16 protein-coding genes and 1 pseudogene are annotated in these 14,370 nt (G+C 71.7%); 12 read left to right on the top strand and 5 right to left on the bottom strand.

Annotation, left to right across the window (positions count from 1 at the left end; all coding sequences use genetic code 11):
• Position 1: 1 nt before the first annotated feature.
• Complete coding sequence (locus AB0F91_RS08955) at positions 2–865, bottom strand: PRC and DUF2382 domain-containing protein (protein WP_360596292.1); 864 nt, start codon at positions 863–865, stop codon at positions 2–4.
• A 265-nt stretch (positions 866–1,130) separates the two neighbouring features.
• Between AB0F91_RS08955 and AB0F91_RS08950 the strand changes: the two genes are divergently transcribed.
• Positions 1,131–1,913 (top strand): SGNH/GDSL hydrolase family protein, encoded by a 783-nt coding sequence (locus AB0F91_RS08950; protein ID WP_360596093.1) that lies wholly within the window; start codon positions 1,131–1,133, stop codon positions 1,911–1,913.
• A gap of 7 nt (positions 1,914–1,920) precedes the next feature.
• On the opposite strand, the gene AB0F91_RS08945 is transcribed toward AB0F91_RS08950, so the two are convergent.
• A complete protein-coding gene (locus AB0F91_RS08945; protein WP_360596091.1) occupies positions 1,921–2,733 on the bottom strand; it encodes an SAM-dependent methyltransferase in 813 nt (270 codons plus the stop codon).
• A gap of 194 nt (positions 2,734–2,927) precedes the next feature.
• On the opposite strand from AB0F91_RS08945, the gene AB0F91_RS08940 reads away from it, so the two are divergent.
• Together AB0F91_RS08940 and AB0F91_RS08935 are read left to right on the top strand one after the other, a co-directional pair.
• Positions 2,928–3,662: a GntR family transcriptional regulator gene (locus tag AB0F91_RS08940; protein WP_360596089.1), complete on the top strand. Its 735-nt coding sequence runs from the start codon at positions 2,928–2,930 to the stop codon at positions 3,660–3,662.
• On the top strand, positions 3,659–4,405 hold the full coding sequence (locus AB0F91_RS08935; RefSeq protein WP_360596087.1) for a sulfite exporter TauE/SafE family protein: 747 nt from the start codon (positions 3,659–3,661) through the stop codon (positions 4,403–4,405). The genes AB0F91_RS08940 and AB0F91_RS08935 overlap by 4 nt, the downstream gene beginning before the upstream one ends.
• Positions 4,406–4,439: 34 nt before the next feature.
• On the opposite strand, the gene AB0F91_RS08930 is transcribed toward AB0F91_RS08935, so the two are convergent.
• The gene (locus AB0F91_RS08930) at positions 4,440–5,234 is read right to left on the bottom strand and encodes a sialidase family protein (RefSeq protein WP_360596086.1); all 795 of its coding nucleotides are present in this window, start codon (positions 5,232–5,234) and stop codon (positions 4,440–4,442) included.
• A gap of 237 nt (positions 5,235–5,471) precedes the next feature.
• Between AB0F91_RS08930 and AB0F91_RS08925 the strand changes: the two genes are divergently transcribed.
• From AB0F91_RS08925 to AB0F91_RS08900, 6 genes and pseudogenes are all read left to right on the top strand, one after another.
• A complete protein-coding gene (locus AB0F91_RS08925) occupies positions 5,472–6,209 on the top strand; it encodes a FadR/GntR family transcriptional regulator (RefSeq protein ID WP_360596084.1) in 738 nt (245 codons plus the stop codon).
• Between the two features lie 47 nt (positions 6,210–6,256).
• Positions 6,257–6,778, top strand: a complete 522-nt coding sequence (locus AB0F91_RS08920) for a DUF664 domain-containing protein (RefSeq protein WP_360596082.1) — start codon at positions 6,257–6,259, stop codon at positions 6,776–6,778.
• 38 nt (positions 6,779–6,816) lie between these two features.
• Complete coding sequence (locus tag AB0F91_RS08915; protein ID WP_360596081.1) at positions 6,817–7,353, top strand: GNAT family N-acetyltransferase; 537 nt, start codon at positions 6,817–6,819, stop codon at positions 7,351–7,353.
• A 31-nt stretch (positions 7,354–7,384) separates the two neighbouring features.
• Positions 7,385–8,065, top strand: a complete 681-nt coding sequence (locus tag AB0F91_RS08910; protein WP_360596080.1) for a hypothetical protein — start codon at positions 7,385–7,387, stop codon at positions 8,063–8,065.
• A gap of 73 nt (positions 8,066–8,138) precedes the next feature.
• Entirely contained in the window at positions 8,139–8,858 is a 720-nt protein-coding gene (locus AB0F91_RS08905) for a histidine phosphatase family protein (RefSeq protein WP_360596078.1), read from the top strand.
• A gap of 31 nt (positions 8,859–8,889) precedes the next feature.
• Positions 8,890–9,594: pseudogene (locus AB0F91_RS08900) on the top strand (SDR family oxidoreductase); the annotation flags it as partial.
• Positions 9,595–9,601: 7 nt separating this feature from the next.
• Here the strand turns inward: AB0F91_RS08900 and AB0F91_RS08895 are convergent.
• Entirely contained in the window at positions 9,602–9,814 is a 213-nt protein-coding gene (locus AB0F91_RS08895) for a three-helix bundle dimerization domain-containing protein (RefSeq protein ID WP_360596076.1), read from the bottom strand.
• A gap of 191 nt (positions 9,815–10,005) precedes the next feature.
• Between AB0F91_RS08895 and AB0F91_RS08890 the strand changes: the two genes are divergently transcribed.
• Together AB0F91_RS08890 and AB0F91_RS08885 are read left to right on the top strand one after the other, a co-directional pair.
• Positions 10,006–10,740: a TIM barrel protein gene (locus AB0F91_RS08890; RefSeq protein ID WP_360596074.1), complete on the top strand. Its 735-nt coding sequence runs from the start codon at positions 10,006–10,008 to the stop codon at positions 10,738–10,740.
• Positions 10,737–11,840 (top strand): Gfo/Idh/MocA family oxidoreductase, encoded by a 1,104-nt coding sequence (locus AB0F91_RS08885; protein WP_360596072.1) that lies wholly within the window; start codon positions 10,737–10,739, stop codon positions 11,838–11,840. The genes AB0F91_RS08890 and AB0F91_RS08885 overlap by 4 nt, the downstream gene beginning before the upstream one ends.
• Positions 11,841–11,955: 115 nt before the next feature.
• Here the strand turns inward: AB0F91_RS08885 and AB0F91_RS08880 are convergent, their stop codons facing one another.
• On the bottom strand, positions 11,956–12,555 hold the full coding sequence (locus AB0F91_RS08880) for a TetR/AcrR family transcriptional regulator (RefSeq protein ID WP_360596070.1): 600 nt from the start codon (positions 12,553–12,555) through the stop codon (positions 11,956–11,958).
• Between the two features lie 614 nt (positions 12,556–13,169).
• Here AB0F91_RS08880 and AB0F91_RS08875 point away from each other — a divergent pair.
• On the top strand, positions 13,170–14,366 hold the full coding sequence (locus tag AB0F91_RS08875) for an MFS transporter (RefSeq protein ID WP_360596069.1): 1,197 nt from the start codon (positions 13,170–13,172) through the stop codon (positions 14,364–14,366).
• Positions 14,367–14,370 lie beyond the last annotated feature (4 nt).

The raw sequence follows: 14,370 nt of genomic DNA, 5'->3' as shown, positions 1-14,370 counted from the left end.
GTCAGTGCTTGCGCTTCTTGGCGTCGTCCTGCAAGTCGAACTGTTCCTTGCGGACCTCGCCCTTCACGGTCTGCTCCTCGGTGACCGTCTCGGTGTTGAGCCGCGCGCGCTCGACGGGCACGGTTTCCTTGCTGATCACCGGTTTTTCGGTGTGCAGCACCACGTCCTGCTCCTGCTCGCCGAGCTCGGCGCGACCGGTCCCGCCGCGCGCGTCGGTGATGGGCTCGCGCTCGAGGCGGACTTCCTCGTGGCTCACCGGGACGGTGACCTGCTGCTCCTCGGTCACGACGTACTTGCGCAGCCGCACGTGTCCGGTCTCGACCTGTTCGGTGCCGACGTTGAGGCGCTCCTCCGAACGGATCATCTCCTCGCCGCGGGTGCCGGAGTTCGCGTCGGCCGTCCGGTGCCGGTCCCGGGCCATCGCCGGGTCCTGCGTGCCGCGGCCGGTCGCGGTGTCCATTTTGTCCCGACCAGCCGCCATGTCTTGCTTCCCGCGGCGGGTGGTGGTGTCCATTTTGTCCCGTCCCGCGTTCGCATCCGGTGCGGAGCGCGGCATCGGCAGGCCGTAGTGGCGGTACAGTTCGGCGCTCTCGGTGGACGACAGGTGCCCGTCGGCGTCGATGCGCGGCGCCTCCGAGACCTGGTCCTTCGCGACGTTCACGTGGATCCCGTCGTTGTCGACGTTCGCGCCCGAGAGCGGCACGAAGCTCTCCTTGCTGCCGAACAACCCGGTTTTCACGGTGATCCACTCGGGTTCCCGGGTGGCGTCGGCGAGGTAGACGTTGCCGACCTTGCCGATCTTGTTGCCGTCCGGATCGACCACGGCGCTGTCCATCAGCTGCTGGGGTTGCAAGGTGCCGGCCACGGCACTCACGTCCTCTCTCCCTCGGCTTTTCGCTGCTGAACTCCACCGTCGGACGTGTCGTCGATCATGGCAACTCTCCGTTGCGCCGGTGGGTGACCCCGGAAAGAAAACGTTTGGTGCACTTCGTTCGGGGTAACGCGCGGGCATACCGGCGGCCCGGACGGTCGCGGTTCGCAGCCGAAGCGCACCTGATCGGGTAACAGTCGTCCGGTGTGGAGCGATTCAGGCGCAGACGCTCCCGTTCCTCTGAAAGGTCCCCTCGAACATGCGCAGAGCCACCTTCGCCAGATTCACCGCGGTGCTGACCCTGATCGTTCTCGGCGTCGGCATGTCCACGGTGGTCACCTCCGCCGACGCCGCCCAGGAAAGAAGCTGGTGCGCCCGTAAAGCCAACGTCGCCATCATCGGCACCTCGGCCGACACGGGTTACGGCTCGACCGGCTACCAGTCCACCACGGACACGTGGTCTCCCACCACTTACGGCTGGACCACGAAGTTCGCCGACAGCCTCCGCGCCCAGTGGCAGACCAACGTGCAGAACTACTCGCACAACGGCGCCCTCGCCGCCGACTACCTGCCCGGCGGCCGCTGGGCGGGCACGACCGGCGCGATGGCCGACATGGCCGCCAAGCAGCCCGACCTGGTCCTCGTCGACCTCGGCGGCAACGACCTGTGGGCGCAGGTCGACCCGGCGAAGTTCCAGACCGACCTGAACAACGTCATCGACGGCATCCGCGCCTCTCGACCGGGGGGCGTCGACATCCTCATGTCGATCTACGCCGAGCTCAAGTGGACGCCGAACCCGTACGGCGGCAACACCCAGAAGTACACCTGGGACCAGTACGCGTCGGTGATCTACCAGACGGCGGTCGCGAAGGGCACGGCGCTCGTGGACATGCGCCAGTACATCCCGCCGGCCGGCTCGGCGAACCTGCCCAACCCCAGCCCGTGGACGTCGGACAACATCCACCTCAACGACGCGGGCAACCTCGCCGAGTACGGCATGTGGTGGGGCTGGACCTCGAGCCTGGGCAGCATCTGCGGCTGAGGTTCCGCTAGACGCTCGCGTGGGCGAGCACGAACAGCTCCGCGGGACGCAAGGCGTCGGGGCGCGGCCACACGTCGTGGTCGCGCTGGTGGACGTGCCGGACGGTGCCGAAGCCCTTGTCCCGCAGCAGGTCTGTGAGCTCGTCGGGGGAGAAGCAGCTGCGCCAGGGTTCGCCGGCCCGCTCGGCTACCTGGGAGACGGCGTCGGCGTAGTGCGCGCCGGCGTCGTCCCGCAGCTGCGCCGGGAGCACGTAGTCGGCGACGAGCTGCGTGCCCGGGGCGAGGTCGGCGACGGCGCGCAGTGTGCGGGTGATGGCCGCTTCGGTGAGGTACATCGTGACGCCGAGCCAGCTGACGAGCGCCGGGCGGGCGAGGTCGAAGCCGTGCTTGACGAGGGCTTCGGCGAGGTCGCCGGTCGCGAGGTCCAGTGGGACGAAGGTGCGGTTCGCGGGTTCGGGGAGGCCGGCGTCGGTCAGCTGCGCGCGTTTCCAGTCCTGTGTCCGCGGGAGGTCCACTTCGAACACGTGGGTCTGCGGCGCGCGGTAGGCGGAGGTGTCGAGACCGGCGCCGAGGACCACGCTCTGGGGGAGGGTGGCTCCCTGGGCTTCGGTGTATCGGCTGCGGCAGAGCACCTGGGTGCGGCCGCCGGCGAGGATCGGGTCCTCGCGGTTGTCGCGGTGGTAGGCGAGGAGCTGGTCGCCGTAGCCGCCGAGCAGGGGCGCCGCGAGCTCGTCGGTGAAGATCTTGGGCTCGGCGTCGACGATCAGGTGCGCGGCACGAGCGGCGGCCGCGGTGAGGGCCGTGAAGCTGGGTTCGGTCACGAAGTCCAGCCTAGCTAATATTTCACGCATTATAGCACAAGTGTGTTTTTTTCACAAGTCCCACTGAGTTGCGATCCGGCGGCGGTGGCGGAACTCGCCGGACCCCGGACTTTTGGTGCTGGTCACCAGGTTTACCCAGGTCAGAGCGGGTGGCGTAACCCTGGCGTAATGCGCTTCCGAGTAGCGTCGCACGGGTGGAAGCTTCGTCTCCCCGGCCGCGCGCCGAGCGGGCCCGCCAGGTCGCCGACGTCCTGCGCCAACGCATCACCGCGGGCGCCTTCGACGACGGCCCGCTGCCCGACGAGCACACCCTCGGCACCCAGCTCGGCGCGACGCGCAACGCCGTGCGCGAAGCCCTCGGGCTCCTTCGCGCCGAAGGCCTCGTGGAGCGGCGCCAGGGCGTCGGCACGCTCGTGGTGCACCCGAAGTACGGCCACGGCCTCGATCGGCTCGCCGGTCTCGCCGAGGCACTCGACGGCTACGGCGACGTCGTGAACGAGGTCCGCTCGGCCGGCATCGGCACGCCCCCGCCGGCGATCGCCGAACGGCTCGGGCTGGTGCCCGGTGCGCCCGCTGTCCACCTGGAACGCCTGCGCCGCCTCGGCGGAGTGCCGCTCTCGCTGGACACCACCTACCTGACCGCCGACATCGGCGGACCGCTGCTCGGCCACGACCTCGCGGGCCGCGACCTGTTCGCCCTCATCGAGGAAACCAGCGGCCGCCGCCTCGGCCGGGCCGACGTCGTGGTCCACGCCGTGAGCGCCGGCCCGGACACGGCCGCGTTGCTGGGCATCGCCCCCGGTACGGCCGTCTTCGCCCTCGACCGCCTGACCCACCTCGACGACGGCCGCCCCGTGGACGCCGAAACCCTCCACATCCGCGCGGACCGGCTCACGCTGCGCGCGACACTGCACCGAGGTCCGGCATGACGAGCGTGACCACCGACGTTCTGCTCGCGTTGTTCGGGCTGGCCGGCGGAATCGGGATCACGGCGATCGGGCCCGGCGGTGTCCTGCCGACCATCGCGTTGTTCTTGCTGACGCCGCTCGCGCCGGCGCAGGTGGCGGGGACGGCGATCGTCACGCACGTGGCGACGGGGGTGGCCGGGAGCGGGGCGTATGTCCGGTCCGGGCAGTTGCGGGAGCGGCACACGAGGAGGGTCGCGGGGCTGTTGGCGGGGGTCGCCGTGATGGGGACGCCGGTCGGGGTCCTGCTGAACTCGCTGGTGTCCGCGCGGTGGTTCGGCGTGGTGCTCGGGGTGTTCGCCGTGGTGGTGGCGGCGCTGGTGGTGCTGCGGCGGCCGGTGGCGGGGCGGGTGCCGTCGACGGGCCTGATTCTGGGGATCGGCGCCGGGGTGGCGGTCGCGGCGGGGCTGGTGGGGGTGGGCGGGCCCATGCTGATCGTGCCGGTGCTCGTCGTGGTCGGGTTGCCGATGCTGGAGGCCCTCGCGGCGGCGCAGGTGCAGTCGGTGGTGATCGCGACGGCCGGCGCGGTCGGGTACCTCGCGAACGGGGCCATCGACTGGCGGCTGGCGGCCGTCGTCGGGGTGCCGGAGCTGGCGGGGGTGCTCATCGGCTGGAAGATCGCGCACGCCTTGCCGACGAAACGCTTGCGGATGGCGCTCGTGGTCGCGTTGGTGGCCGTCGCGCCCTACCTGGTGCTGCGGGGCTGAAGGCGGTCAAGGAGACCGGCTCCAGCCCCGCGACTCAGCGCACCCGGTCTAGCGGCAGCTGCACCACCGGACCCGGCCACACGGTGCGGCCGGCCGCGACGGCGTCCACTTCGGACTCGGTCAGCGCCTGGCGGTACAGCCGCGCGTCGTCGAGGGAGCCGGCGAAGTGGTTGGCGCCACCCAGGCGTCCGCCCAGCTGGAGCTGGAACAAGACGGTCTCGCTGACCGAACTGGGCGAGTCCGGGCCGGACGCGGCAAGCACGCCGTCGACCCAGATCTCCAGCCGGCCACCGGTACGTTCGAGCGCGAGGTGGTGCCACTGCTGGTCGTCGTAGGCCTGCTTGGTGGTCACCGACTTGCTGCCCGCCGCGGTGGTCATCATGGCGATGAGCCGGTGCGACGCGGGTTCACCGCGCAGCCACAGCTGCGGCGCCGTCGTGCCCATGCCGCCGAGCCACAGCAGCGCCTGCGGATCCTTCGAAGCGCCGTAGCTGAACGACGTCGTGAAGGTGAAGTCGCCGGAACCGGGCAGCTGCGCCCGGTCGAACGGCACCCGCACGAAATCGTCGACGCCGTCGAGCCGCTGTGCGCAGCGGGAAGCCGACGCGCCGCCGAGCACGTAGGCGACGCCGCCCGGCCGGGAGACGTCCGGGGTCGCCGCGCCGGCGGAACGCCGCCATCCTAGGTAGTTCTCGTCGAAGCGCGCGAAGCGGATCTCATCCCGGGCGTCGACCGCGCCGCCCTCGTACATCAGGCCGATCTTCGGGTCCCGGTCGAGCGGGCCGCTCAGCTGTACGAGGTCGGAGTAGCCGGACCAGTCGCCGGTCACTCGGGTACCCTGCTCCGCGTCCTCCCACGTGCGGCCATTGTCGTAGGACGAGCGGATCGTCCTTGAGAAGGATGACGTGGGACGTCCTATGTCTTCGCCACGACACTAGAACCCCGCCGGGTACCGGTCAAGGCGACGTGGCGTTTCGCCGCCGGGCCGAGATCGCTGAGGTATGACGTAGGATGTCCTCTGATGGCGACGTGCCAGCGAACGAAAGCAACACCCGGGGAGACTGTTTTGGCGCGCCCGCAACGCAGTGAAGAGATCACCAAGCGGATCATCGACCTGATCATCGACCGCGACCTCCCGCCGGGCGCGCCGATGCCGACCGAACTCAGCCTGATGGAAGACATCGGCGTGAGCCGCAACTCGATCCGGGAGGCGATCAAGGCGCTGCAGGCGCTCGGCATCGTCGAGATCCGCCACGGCTACGGCACCTTCGTCGGCTCGGCCGGCTCCGAGGCCCTGCAGACGTGGCTGCTGTTTCGCACGCGCACCCGCGGCGCCAGTGACGCCGGACGCCTGCGCGACCTGCTCGAGGTCCGCGAGATGATCGAGACGGAGCTGACCCGGCGCGTCGCCTCGGACCACCGCCTCGAGCTGATCGCCCAGCTGGAAGCCTGCGTCGCGCGCATGCGCCGCAAGGGGCCCGACGCCGCGGTCGCCGACCGGGAGTTCCACGATCTCATCTGCGCGGAAGCGGGTTTCGACCTGGCGCGCGAGCTCACGGGGCTGTTCTGGGACGTCTACCGCGCGGCCGAGGGCGAGCTCGGCGGACCGGTGTCCTCGGCGGCGAGCACCGCGAAGCGGCACCAGGTGATCGTCGACGCCCTGGTCTCGCGCGACGGCGACGCCGCGGCCGAGGCCGTGCACCGGCACTTCGACGAGGTGCGCAAGCGCGCGAAGGCCGGCCGTTACGGCGGGTTCGGCGAGTCGCGGCCGGTGGAGGCGGATTCCGCGGCGACGACTTCGTAGCGCGGCTCGCCGAGTTTGCCGGGCCGGCAAGTTCCCGTGCCGAAGCGGTGAGGAGGTGGCCAGGCTGGGGCGCAGCCGGCGGAAGGAGCCCCCGTGCCCGCCGCCCAACGCCGCGACGCGCCGCCGCTGCGGACGGGGGAACAGCGAGGCCGGAGTGCCGCGCGGGTTCCTCGGCCACCTGCGCGCCTGCGTCGCCGCGAAGGTGGACGTGGCGCCGGAGCCGGCGGTGCGGGCGGCGGCGGTGCCGTCGGGTGGCGAACCTGCTCGGCCGCTCAAACCCGACCTTCGTCGAGCGGGCGACTTTCCTCGGCGGGACCGGCATCCGCCGGGTCCCGCGACCTTCCGGGCCGCACCGATCGACAGCGTGGCCGACGTGGTCGCGTGCCACCGGGAGACGGCCGAGCGAGCGAACGCCGTGCCCGACGGCTGTCCGACCTCGCCGCACCGCGTCCAGGGCCGGCGGGCCGAGCGTCCGCCGGGCGCGCACGCACCTCGTGGAGGAAACCGGCCGGCACGCCGGCTACGCCGACATCCATCGCGAACTCGGCGACGGCGCGACCGGGCATTGATCGGTTCGTACACTGGGCGGCCGACGAGGAGGTGCGCCGTGGACGCCGTCGAGGTCGAGATGCTGCCGCAGTCCGCCGCGGCCGACGAGGTGCTGGCTGCCGAGGTCGGTGCCCTGGTGAACGCCGTCTACGCGACCGCCGAGGCCGGCCTGTGGGCGGGCGACGCGGACCGGACGAGCACGGCCGAGGTGGCGGGGCTCGTCGCGGCCGGCGAGATCGCCGTGGCGCGCCAGGCGGGTCGCGTGGTCGGCTGCGTGCGCGTGCGCACGGTCGCCGACGGCGTGGGCGAGTTCGGCCTGCTGGCCGCCGCGCCGGAGCTGCAGGGCGTGGGCATCGGGCGTGAGCTGGTGCGGTTCGCCGAACACCGCTGCCGGGCGCTGGGCCGGCGGCGGATGCAGCTCGAGCTGCTGGTGCCGCGGTCGTTCATGCACCCGTCGAAGGAGTTCCTCGCCGCCTGGTACACGCGGCTGGGCTACCGCCTCGAGGAGAAATCGACGATCGAGGAGACCTACCCACACCTCGCCCCGTTGCTGGCCACGCCGTGCGTTTTCCTCGTCTACCGCAAGGACCTCTGACCGCCGGGTCGTGACACGTGGTGTGATGATCATGGATCGTCGATGGCACTTCGTGGGGACGCTGCCGCAGTTCGCGGACGCGGAAGAGGCGGTTCGGTGGCATCGCGGCGAGCTGGCGGGGCAGGTGCGCCGGATCGGCGGCGGTGAGACGGGCAAGCGCCTGCAGTGGTTCGTGTCCGTGGTCGAGGAGCTCAAGCACTCCGGCGCGGTGCGCGTGGTCAAGGACGGCGACTGGACCGCCTACGACGACATCGACCACCTCGCGGCCCGGCGGCTCGAACCCGAGCGGATTCCGTTGCACATCGCCGACGACGTGCTGGCGGAGTTCGAGCTGCTGCCTGCTTCCGGCACTCCCGCGACGGCGCAGCAGCCGTTGCAGGTGGGCGTGCCGGCGTACCTCGACATGACGTTGTTCCTCTTCGGTCCGCTCGGGGTGGCCAAGCACGCGCGCGCGTTCCGGCGCCGCGGGCGCGCGCATCTCGCGTGTGCACGCCGCGGAGGGCGACCGGGTGGTGTTCCAGCTGGAGCTGCCGCTCACCGCGCCGCTGCGCCGCCTGCATCCGGGACCCGCCGTCGTGGTCGCCGGAATCGCGCACCAGCGGCAGGACGAACGGGCCGGCGGACGGTGCGCGACCACGTCGAGACGGCACTGGGCCGGCCGGTGGACCTCGCCCCGTCGTGCGGCCCCGGCGGCGCTCGCCCACGGAGGTAAAGGGCGCGGTCGCCCGGACGCGGTCGCTCCTGTGAGGGTGTGACGACACGTCCGTCCGGGGTACTGAGGACCTGTGACGACACGACTGGACTGGGTCGGCCTGCTGCGCCACGGGCAGAGCACCGGCAACGTCGCGCGCGAGGCCGCCGAGGCCGCGGGCCGCGAGGTCATCGACATCGCCGAGCGCGACGCCGACGTGCCGCTCAGCGAGCTGGGCGTGCTCGAGGCGCGGGCGGCGGGGGAGTGGCTCGCGGGTGAGCCGCCGCAGCTCGTGGTGGCCTCGCCGTACCTGCGCTCGCTGGATACGGCCCGCATCGCGCTCGCGGTCGCCGAGGAACGCGGCGTCGAGGTGCCCGGCGGGCTGTACGTGGATGAGCGTCTGCGCGACCGCGAGCTGGGTGTGCTCGACCTGCTCACCAGCCACGGCGTGGCCGAACGCTGGCCCGACGAGCTGCGCCGCAAGGAGCGGCACGGCAAGTTCTACTACCGTCCACCCGGCGGCGAGTCCTGGGCCGACGTCGTGCTGCGCGTGCGGTCGCTGCTCGCGGAACTGAGCGCGGAGACGCCGGGGCTGCGCGTGCTGTTCGTGGCCCACGAGATGACGGTGTTCGCGCTGCAGTACGTGCTCGAAGCCGTGCCGGAGCGGGATCTGCTGGCGACCGCGGCGCGCACCGACGTCCCCAACGCGTCCGTCACGGCGTGGGAACGCGGTCACGACGGCGGGTTCCGCATGACGCTCGCGCAGGAGACCGGGCACCTCGTGGACACACCGCCGGCCGCGCCGCTGGCGTGAGAGTCTTCGGACGTTCGGCGCGCGCGAGCCGGGCGCGCGTGTGGTGGTGAACGGGCGCGGCGAAGCGGGCGTCGCCAAGGCGGTCGAGGAACTCGAGAGCCAGGTGCCCGACGGGGAGTTCGTGGCCGGGGCCGGCGACGTGACCACCGACGAAGGCGCGCGCCAGGTCCTCGACAGTGCGGGGAGCGTCGACGTCCTCGTGAACAACCTCGGCATCTTCGGCGCGCAGGAACCGCTGGAGATCACCGACGACGAGTGGCGGCGCTACTTCGAGGTCAACGTGCTCGCGGCCGTGCGGCTGACGCGCCTGACGCTGCCCTCGATGACCGAGCGGGGCTGGGGCCGCGTGCTCAACATCGCGAGCGACTCGGCCGTGGTGATCCCCGCCGAGATGATCCACTACGGGATGTCCAAGACTGCCCTGCTGGGCGTCTCGCGCGGCTTCGCCAAAGTGGTGGCGGGGACCGGCGTCACGGTCAACTCCGTGATCGCCGGCCCCACGCACACCGGTGGCGTCGAAGACTTCGTCTACCAGCTCGTGGACAAGGACCTGCCGTGGGAGCAGGCGCAGCGGGAGTTCATGAAGACCCACCGCCCCCAGTCGTTGCTGCAGCGGCTGATCGAGCCGGAGGAGATCGCGAACCTCGTGGTGTACCTGAGCTCACCGCTCGCCTCCGCCACCACCGGCGGGGCGATCCGGGTCGACGGCGGGTACGTCGACTCGATCCTCCCGTAAGGCCTCGTCAGCGTCCCTGGGGCTCACCGAGCCGGTCGCGCACCTGCCGCTCGACGAGCACGGGCAGGAAGCTGCGCACGCCGGCGTCGTCGAAGTGCCGGCGCTGGGCGGTGATCGTGCGGGTGATCTCGGGTTCGCGCGCGCTGCCGTACTCGTCGACGAGCCGTGACTTCAGCGCGGAGAAGCTCTCCTCTTCGCCCTTCACCATCAAGTCGTCCATGCCTTGGTGGGTCATCGCCGTCCCTTTCCGTGGTTTCGGCCCTTGGTGACAGCTGCCCTCCCCGCGTCCTCCTCAAACGGCGGGCGAACGTGTGGACCTCTCGCAAACGCCTGGTGTCAATTTTGACCAGCTGGTAGAAATTCAGGCGACGCGGCGCGTCGGGCGCCGAACCGTGAAGCCAAGGAGCTGGAATGGGCAAGCCTTCCGTGCAGCTGTACTCGGTCCGCGACGCGTTCGCGGCCGATCCGGCGGACACCCTGCGGCGCCTCGCCGCGATCGGGTTCACCCAGGTCGAGCCGTACGGCGTCGTCGAGAACGTGGCTGCGCTCAACGCCGGCCTGCCGGCCAACGGGCTGACCGCGCCGACCGCGCACGCGAAGCTCATTGGCGAGGACCAGCACGCCGTGTTCGCGGCGGCGAAGCAGCTCGGCATCGCCGTGGTCATCGACCCGCTCGTGAAGCCGGAGCAGTGGCAGAACGCCGCGGACATCACGGCCACCGCGGAAGCCCTCAACGCCGCGGCGAAGGTCGCCGAGGAGCACGGGGTCCAGGTGGGCTACCACAACCACTGGTGGGAGCTGGAGTCCCGGATCGACGGCCGCCACGCGTTCGAGGTGTTCGCCGACCAGCTCGACCCGGCCGTCGCGCTCGAGGTCGACGCCTACTGGGCCACGGCGGGCGGGGCGAACGCGCCGGAGCTGCTCGCCCGGCTCGGCTCCCGTGTGCACGCCATCCACGTGAAGGACGGTGCGCTCGCCACCGACGCCTCCGGTCAGGTCCCGGCGGGCCGGGGCAGCGTCCCGCTCCCCGAGGTCCTCGCCGCGGCGCCCGACGCGTTGCGCGTGGTGGAGTTCGACCGCTACGACGGCGACATCTTCGAAGGCATCGCCGCCAGCTTCGCCTACCTCACCGAGGGCGCGAAGTGACGACCGGCCCCGTCGGCGTCGGCCTGATCGGCGCGGGGGTCATCAGCGACACCTACCTCGAGAACCTCACCGGCTTCCCCGACGTGCGGGTGCTGTCCGTCGCCGACCTCGACGTCGGCCTCGCGCGGGTGCAGGCGGCGAAACACGGTGTGCCGCAAGGGGAAACCGTCGGCGAGCTGCTGGCGAACCCGGAGATCGAGCTGGTCGTGAACCTCACGATCCCGGCCGCGCACGTCGAGGTCGGCCTCGCGGCGCTGGAGGCGGGCAAGAGCGTGTGGGCGGAGAAGCCGCTCGCGCTCGACCGCCAGACGGGCCGCAAACTGCTGGATCGCGCGCAGGAGAAGGGGCTGCGCGTGGCGAGCGCGCCCGACACCGTGCTCGGCGCCGGCCTGCAGACGGCCCGGCGTGCGATCGAGGCCGGCCGCATCGGCGAACCACGCACGGCGCTGGCGCTGTTCCAGACACCGGGACCGGAGAGCTGGCACCCCGCGCCGGAGTTCCTGTTCCAGCACGGCGGCGGCCCCCTGCTGGACATGGGGCCGTACTACCTCACGGAGCTCGTGCAGCTGTTCGGCCCGATCCGCAAGGTGACCGGCGCCGGCGGCCGCGCGCGGGACACGCGCGTGATCGGCTCGGGTCCGCGGGCCGGCACGGAGTTCGCGGTGACCGTGCCGACCACGGTGACCGCGCTCGTCGAGTTCGCCCGCGGCGGCAGCGCGCAGGTCGTGCTGAGCTTCGACTCCGCCTTGGCGCGCACGGGTTTCGTCGAGGTGTCGGGTGCGCTCGGCACCGCGGTGTTACCGGACCCGAACCGCTTCGACGGCCCGACGAAGCTGCACCTGCTGGGTGCCGCCGAGCCGGAAGAGCTTGCGCCGCAGGGACACGCGGCCTCGCGCGGCACGGGCGCGCTGGAGCTCGCCCGCGCGATCCGGGCCGGAGTGCCGGAACGCGCGTCGGGGGAGCTGGCCTACCACGTGCTCGACGCGATGCTCGCCATCGACGAGTCGATCACGCGGGGCCAGTCCGTCGAGCTGGACAGCACCGTCGAGGTCCCGCCCGCCCTTCCGGACGGCTGGGACCCCTACGCCCGCACGCTCTGACCACGCACTGCCGAAACCGCCCCAATGCCGCGTTGGTTGCGCCCAACGCATCCAATGCGGCGTTCGGTGCGTTGAGCGCATCGAACGCCACGTTGGGGTGCTTCGGGCCGGGCCGTCAGTCCTCGGGAGCCAGGGGGACAGTGAGCAAGGTGCGCAGGTAGAACCGCAAGGAGCCGACGAGGTCGACGTCACCGGGGGTGGTGAGCCACTGGACCTGCAACCCGTCCATGAGCGCGATGAACGTGAGGGCCGCGAAGTCCGGGTCCACGCCCTCGCGCAGCTCGCCCGTCGTGGCCAGCAGCCGGAACGAGCCGATCACGCTTTCGCGCGCCTGCCGGTAGTGCTGCTCGAAGTACCCGTGCGCCGGGTGGTCGGGCGCCACGGCCTCGGCCGCCAGCCGCGAGTACAGGTCGACGATGCCCGGGTGGCGCACGTTGTGCTCGGCCAGCGCGACGAAGTGCCGCAACACCTCCAGCCCGGGTGGCACGGTCAGCTGCTCGCGCTCGGAGTCCTCGGCGTCACGCCGTTCGAGCACGGCGGCGAGCAGCGCTTCCTTGGTGGGGAAGTAGTACAGCAGCCCGGCGTGGCTGATGCCGACGCGCTTGGCGATCTCGCGCAGCGACGAACCGTGGTAGCCGGCCTCGCCGTACACCACGGCGGCCGCGGAAATGATGTCCTCGCGGCGGATCCGGCCCTTCAGGTAACCCCCGGTCACGGGAGCGTGCTCGGTTCGGCGGCGCCCATCTTCCCATCATGCCCCAGGCATGATGGGAAGATGGCCCGCGCCGGCGTGTTCCGCCTGTTCGCCCACCCCTTGGCCGCTTGCCCCCGCTCGCTCGCCCTTGCTTGCTCACCGCCACTGACTCACCTTTGCTCGCTCGCCCGTGGCCGCTCACCCCGACTCGTTCACCCCGACTCGCTCACCATTGCTGGCTCACCCCTGGTGGCTGACTCCTGCTCGTTCACCGTTGCTGGCTCACCCCTGCTCGTTCATCCCTGCTCGCTCACCCCAATTCGCTCACCCCAATTCGCTCACCCCAATTCGCTCACCGCTACACGCACACCTTTGCTCGCTCACCCTTGCTTTCCCGCCCTCGCTCACGCTTGCCTGCTCGCCCTTGCTCGCCCACCTCTCCTCTCCCGGCCCACCAGCGAGATCGCGCCGGCTTCCGGATGGGGCGGTGCGATCGGCCCCGGCCGATCCGACCGCCCCATCCGGAAGCCGGCTCAACGGCGATCTCGCCCGGCCCGGCGGAGCCGGGGCAGACGACAGAGCGATCTCGCACGCCCCGGCGGAGCCGGCGCCAATGACACTAGGATTCCACTGCGATGACCGAATCGTCCCCGCCCGCCCGGTTGCCCCGGGCCGCCCGTGTCGCGACCTGGAGCTTCTTCGCGCTCAACGGCTTCGCCGTGGGCATGTGGGTGGTGCACATTCCCGTCGTCGAGCGCGCCACGGGCATCTCGCACACGACGCTCGGCGCCCTCTTGCTGGTGCTCGGCGGCGCGGCCTTCGTCGGGATGCAGGTGTCGGGCCCGCTCGCCGATCGTTTCGGCCACCGCCGCGTGGTGCCCGCGGCCGGCGTGCTGCTGGGCCTCGCGCTTTTCCTGCCCGGGCTGGCCACCAGCTGGTGGGCGCTCGGGCTTTCGCTTGTCGTCTTCGGGTTCTTCAACGGTTCCCTCGACGTCGCCATGAACGCCCAGGCGGTGGTCGTCGAGCGCGCTTACCCGCGCCCGATCATGGCGGCCTTCCACGCGATGTGGTCGATCGGCGGCGCGCTCGCGGCTGTCGTCGGGGCGGCGGTGCTCGGCACCGGCGTGCCGACGGCCGTCACGCTCGGTGCCACGGGCGCGTTGTGCGTCGTCGCTTCGCTGGCTGCCGGACGGCTCCTGCTCGGCTCCGGCAGCCCCGTGCCCGCTGAAACCGGCCCCGCGCCGATCACGCCGAGCCGCACCCCGTCGCGCGTGGTCTGGCTGCTCGGCGCGCTCGCGTTCGCGCTGATGCTGTCCGAGGGCGTCGCGAACGACTGGGCCGCGCTGCACCTGCAGGATGTGCTGGGCACGTCGGCGAGCACTGCCGCGCTCGCGTACGGCTCTTTCGCCGTGGCCATGACCGTCGGCCGCTTCGCCACCGACCGCGTCGCTGCGCTGGCCGGGCCCGTCGCGGTGGTGCGTTACGGCTCGGCGCTCGCTGCCGTCGGCCTCGCCGTCGCGTCGCTGTCGCCTTGGGTGCCGCTCGCGCTGGTCGGCTGGGCGATCTTCGGCCTGGGTCTCGCGGGCGGCGTGCCGCAGCTGTTCACCGCGGCCGGCAACCTCGACACGCGGGCCTCGGGTGCGCTGATGGCGCGGGTCGTCGGGCTCGGGTACGTCGGGCTGCTCGCCGGCCCGGCCCTCATCGGCGGGCTCACGCGGTGGATGCCGTTGAACGTCGCGTTCGCCGTGCCGTTCGCGCTCTGTGTGGCCGCGGTGGCGGCGGCGCCGGTGATCGCGCCGCGCAAGGCCCACGAACCGGCCGAAGTGGACTGAGGCG

Source organism: Amycolatopsis sp. NPDC023774 (assembly GCF_040639695.1).
Classification (GTDB): domain Bacteria; phylum Actinomycetota; class Actinomycetes; order Mycobacteriales; family Pseudonocardiaceae; genus Amycolatopsis.
Note: the sequence above shows the minus strand (reverse complement) of the source record. Positions and strands in the feature narration are given on the sequence as shown.

Bases quoted from the DNA above. Each gene is read 5' to 3' on its own strand.
- AB0F91_RS08875 (WP_360596069.1), top strand. From the start codon at position 13,170: ATGACCGAATCGTCCCCGCCCGCCCGGTTGCCCCGGGCCGCCCGTGTC.
- AB0F91_RS08890 (WP_360596074.1), top strand. From the start codon at position 10,006: ATGGGCAAGCCTTCCGTGCAGCTGTACTCGGTCCGCGACGCGTTCGCG.
- AB0F91_RS08910 (WP_360596080.1), top strand. From the start codon at position 7,385: ATGGATCGTCGATGGCACTTCGTGGGGACGCTGCCGCAGTTCGCGGAC.
- AB0F91_RS08935 (WP_360596087.1), top strand. From the start codon at position 3,659: ATGACGAGCGTGACCACCGACGTTCTGCTCGCGTTGTTCGGGCTGGCC.
- AB0F91_RS08895 (WP_360596076.1), bottom strand. From the start codon at position 9,814: ATGGACGACTTGATGGTGAAGGGCGAAGAGGAGAGCTTCTCCGCGCTG.
- AB0F91_RS08950 (WP_360596093.1), top strand. From the start codon at position 1,131: ATGCGCAGAGCCACCTTCGCCAGATTCACCGCGGTGCTGACCCTGATC.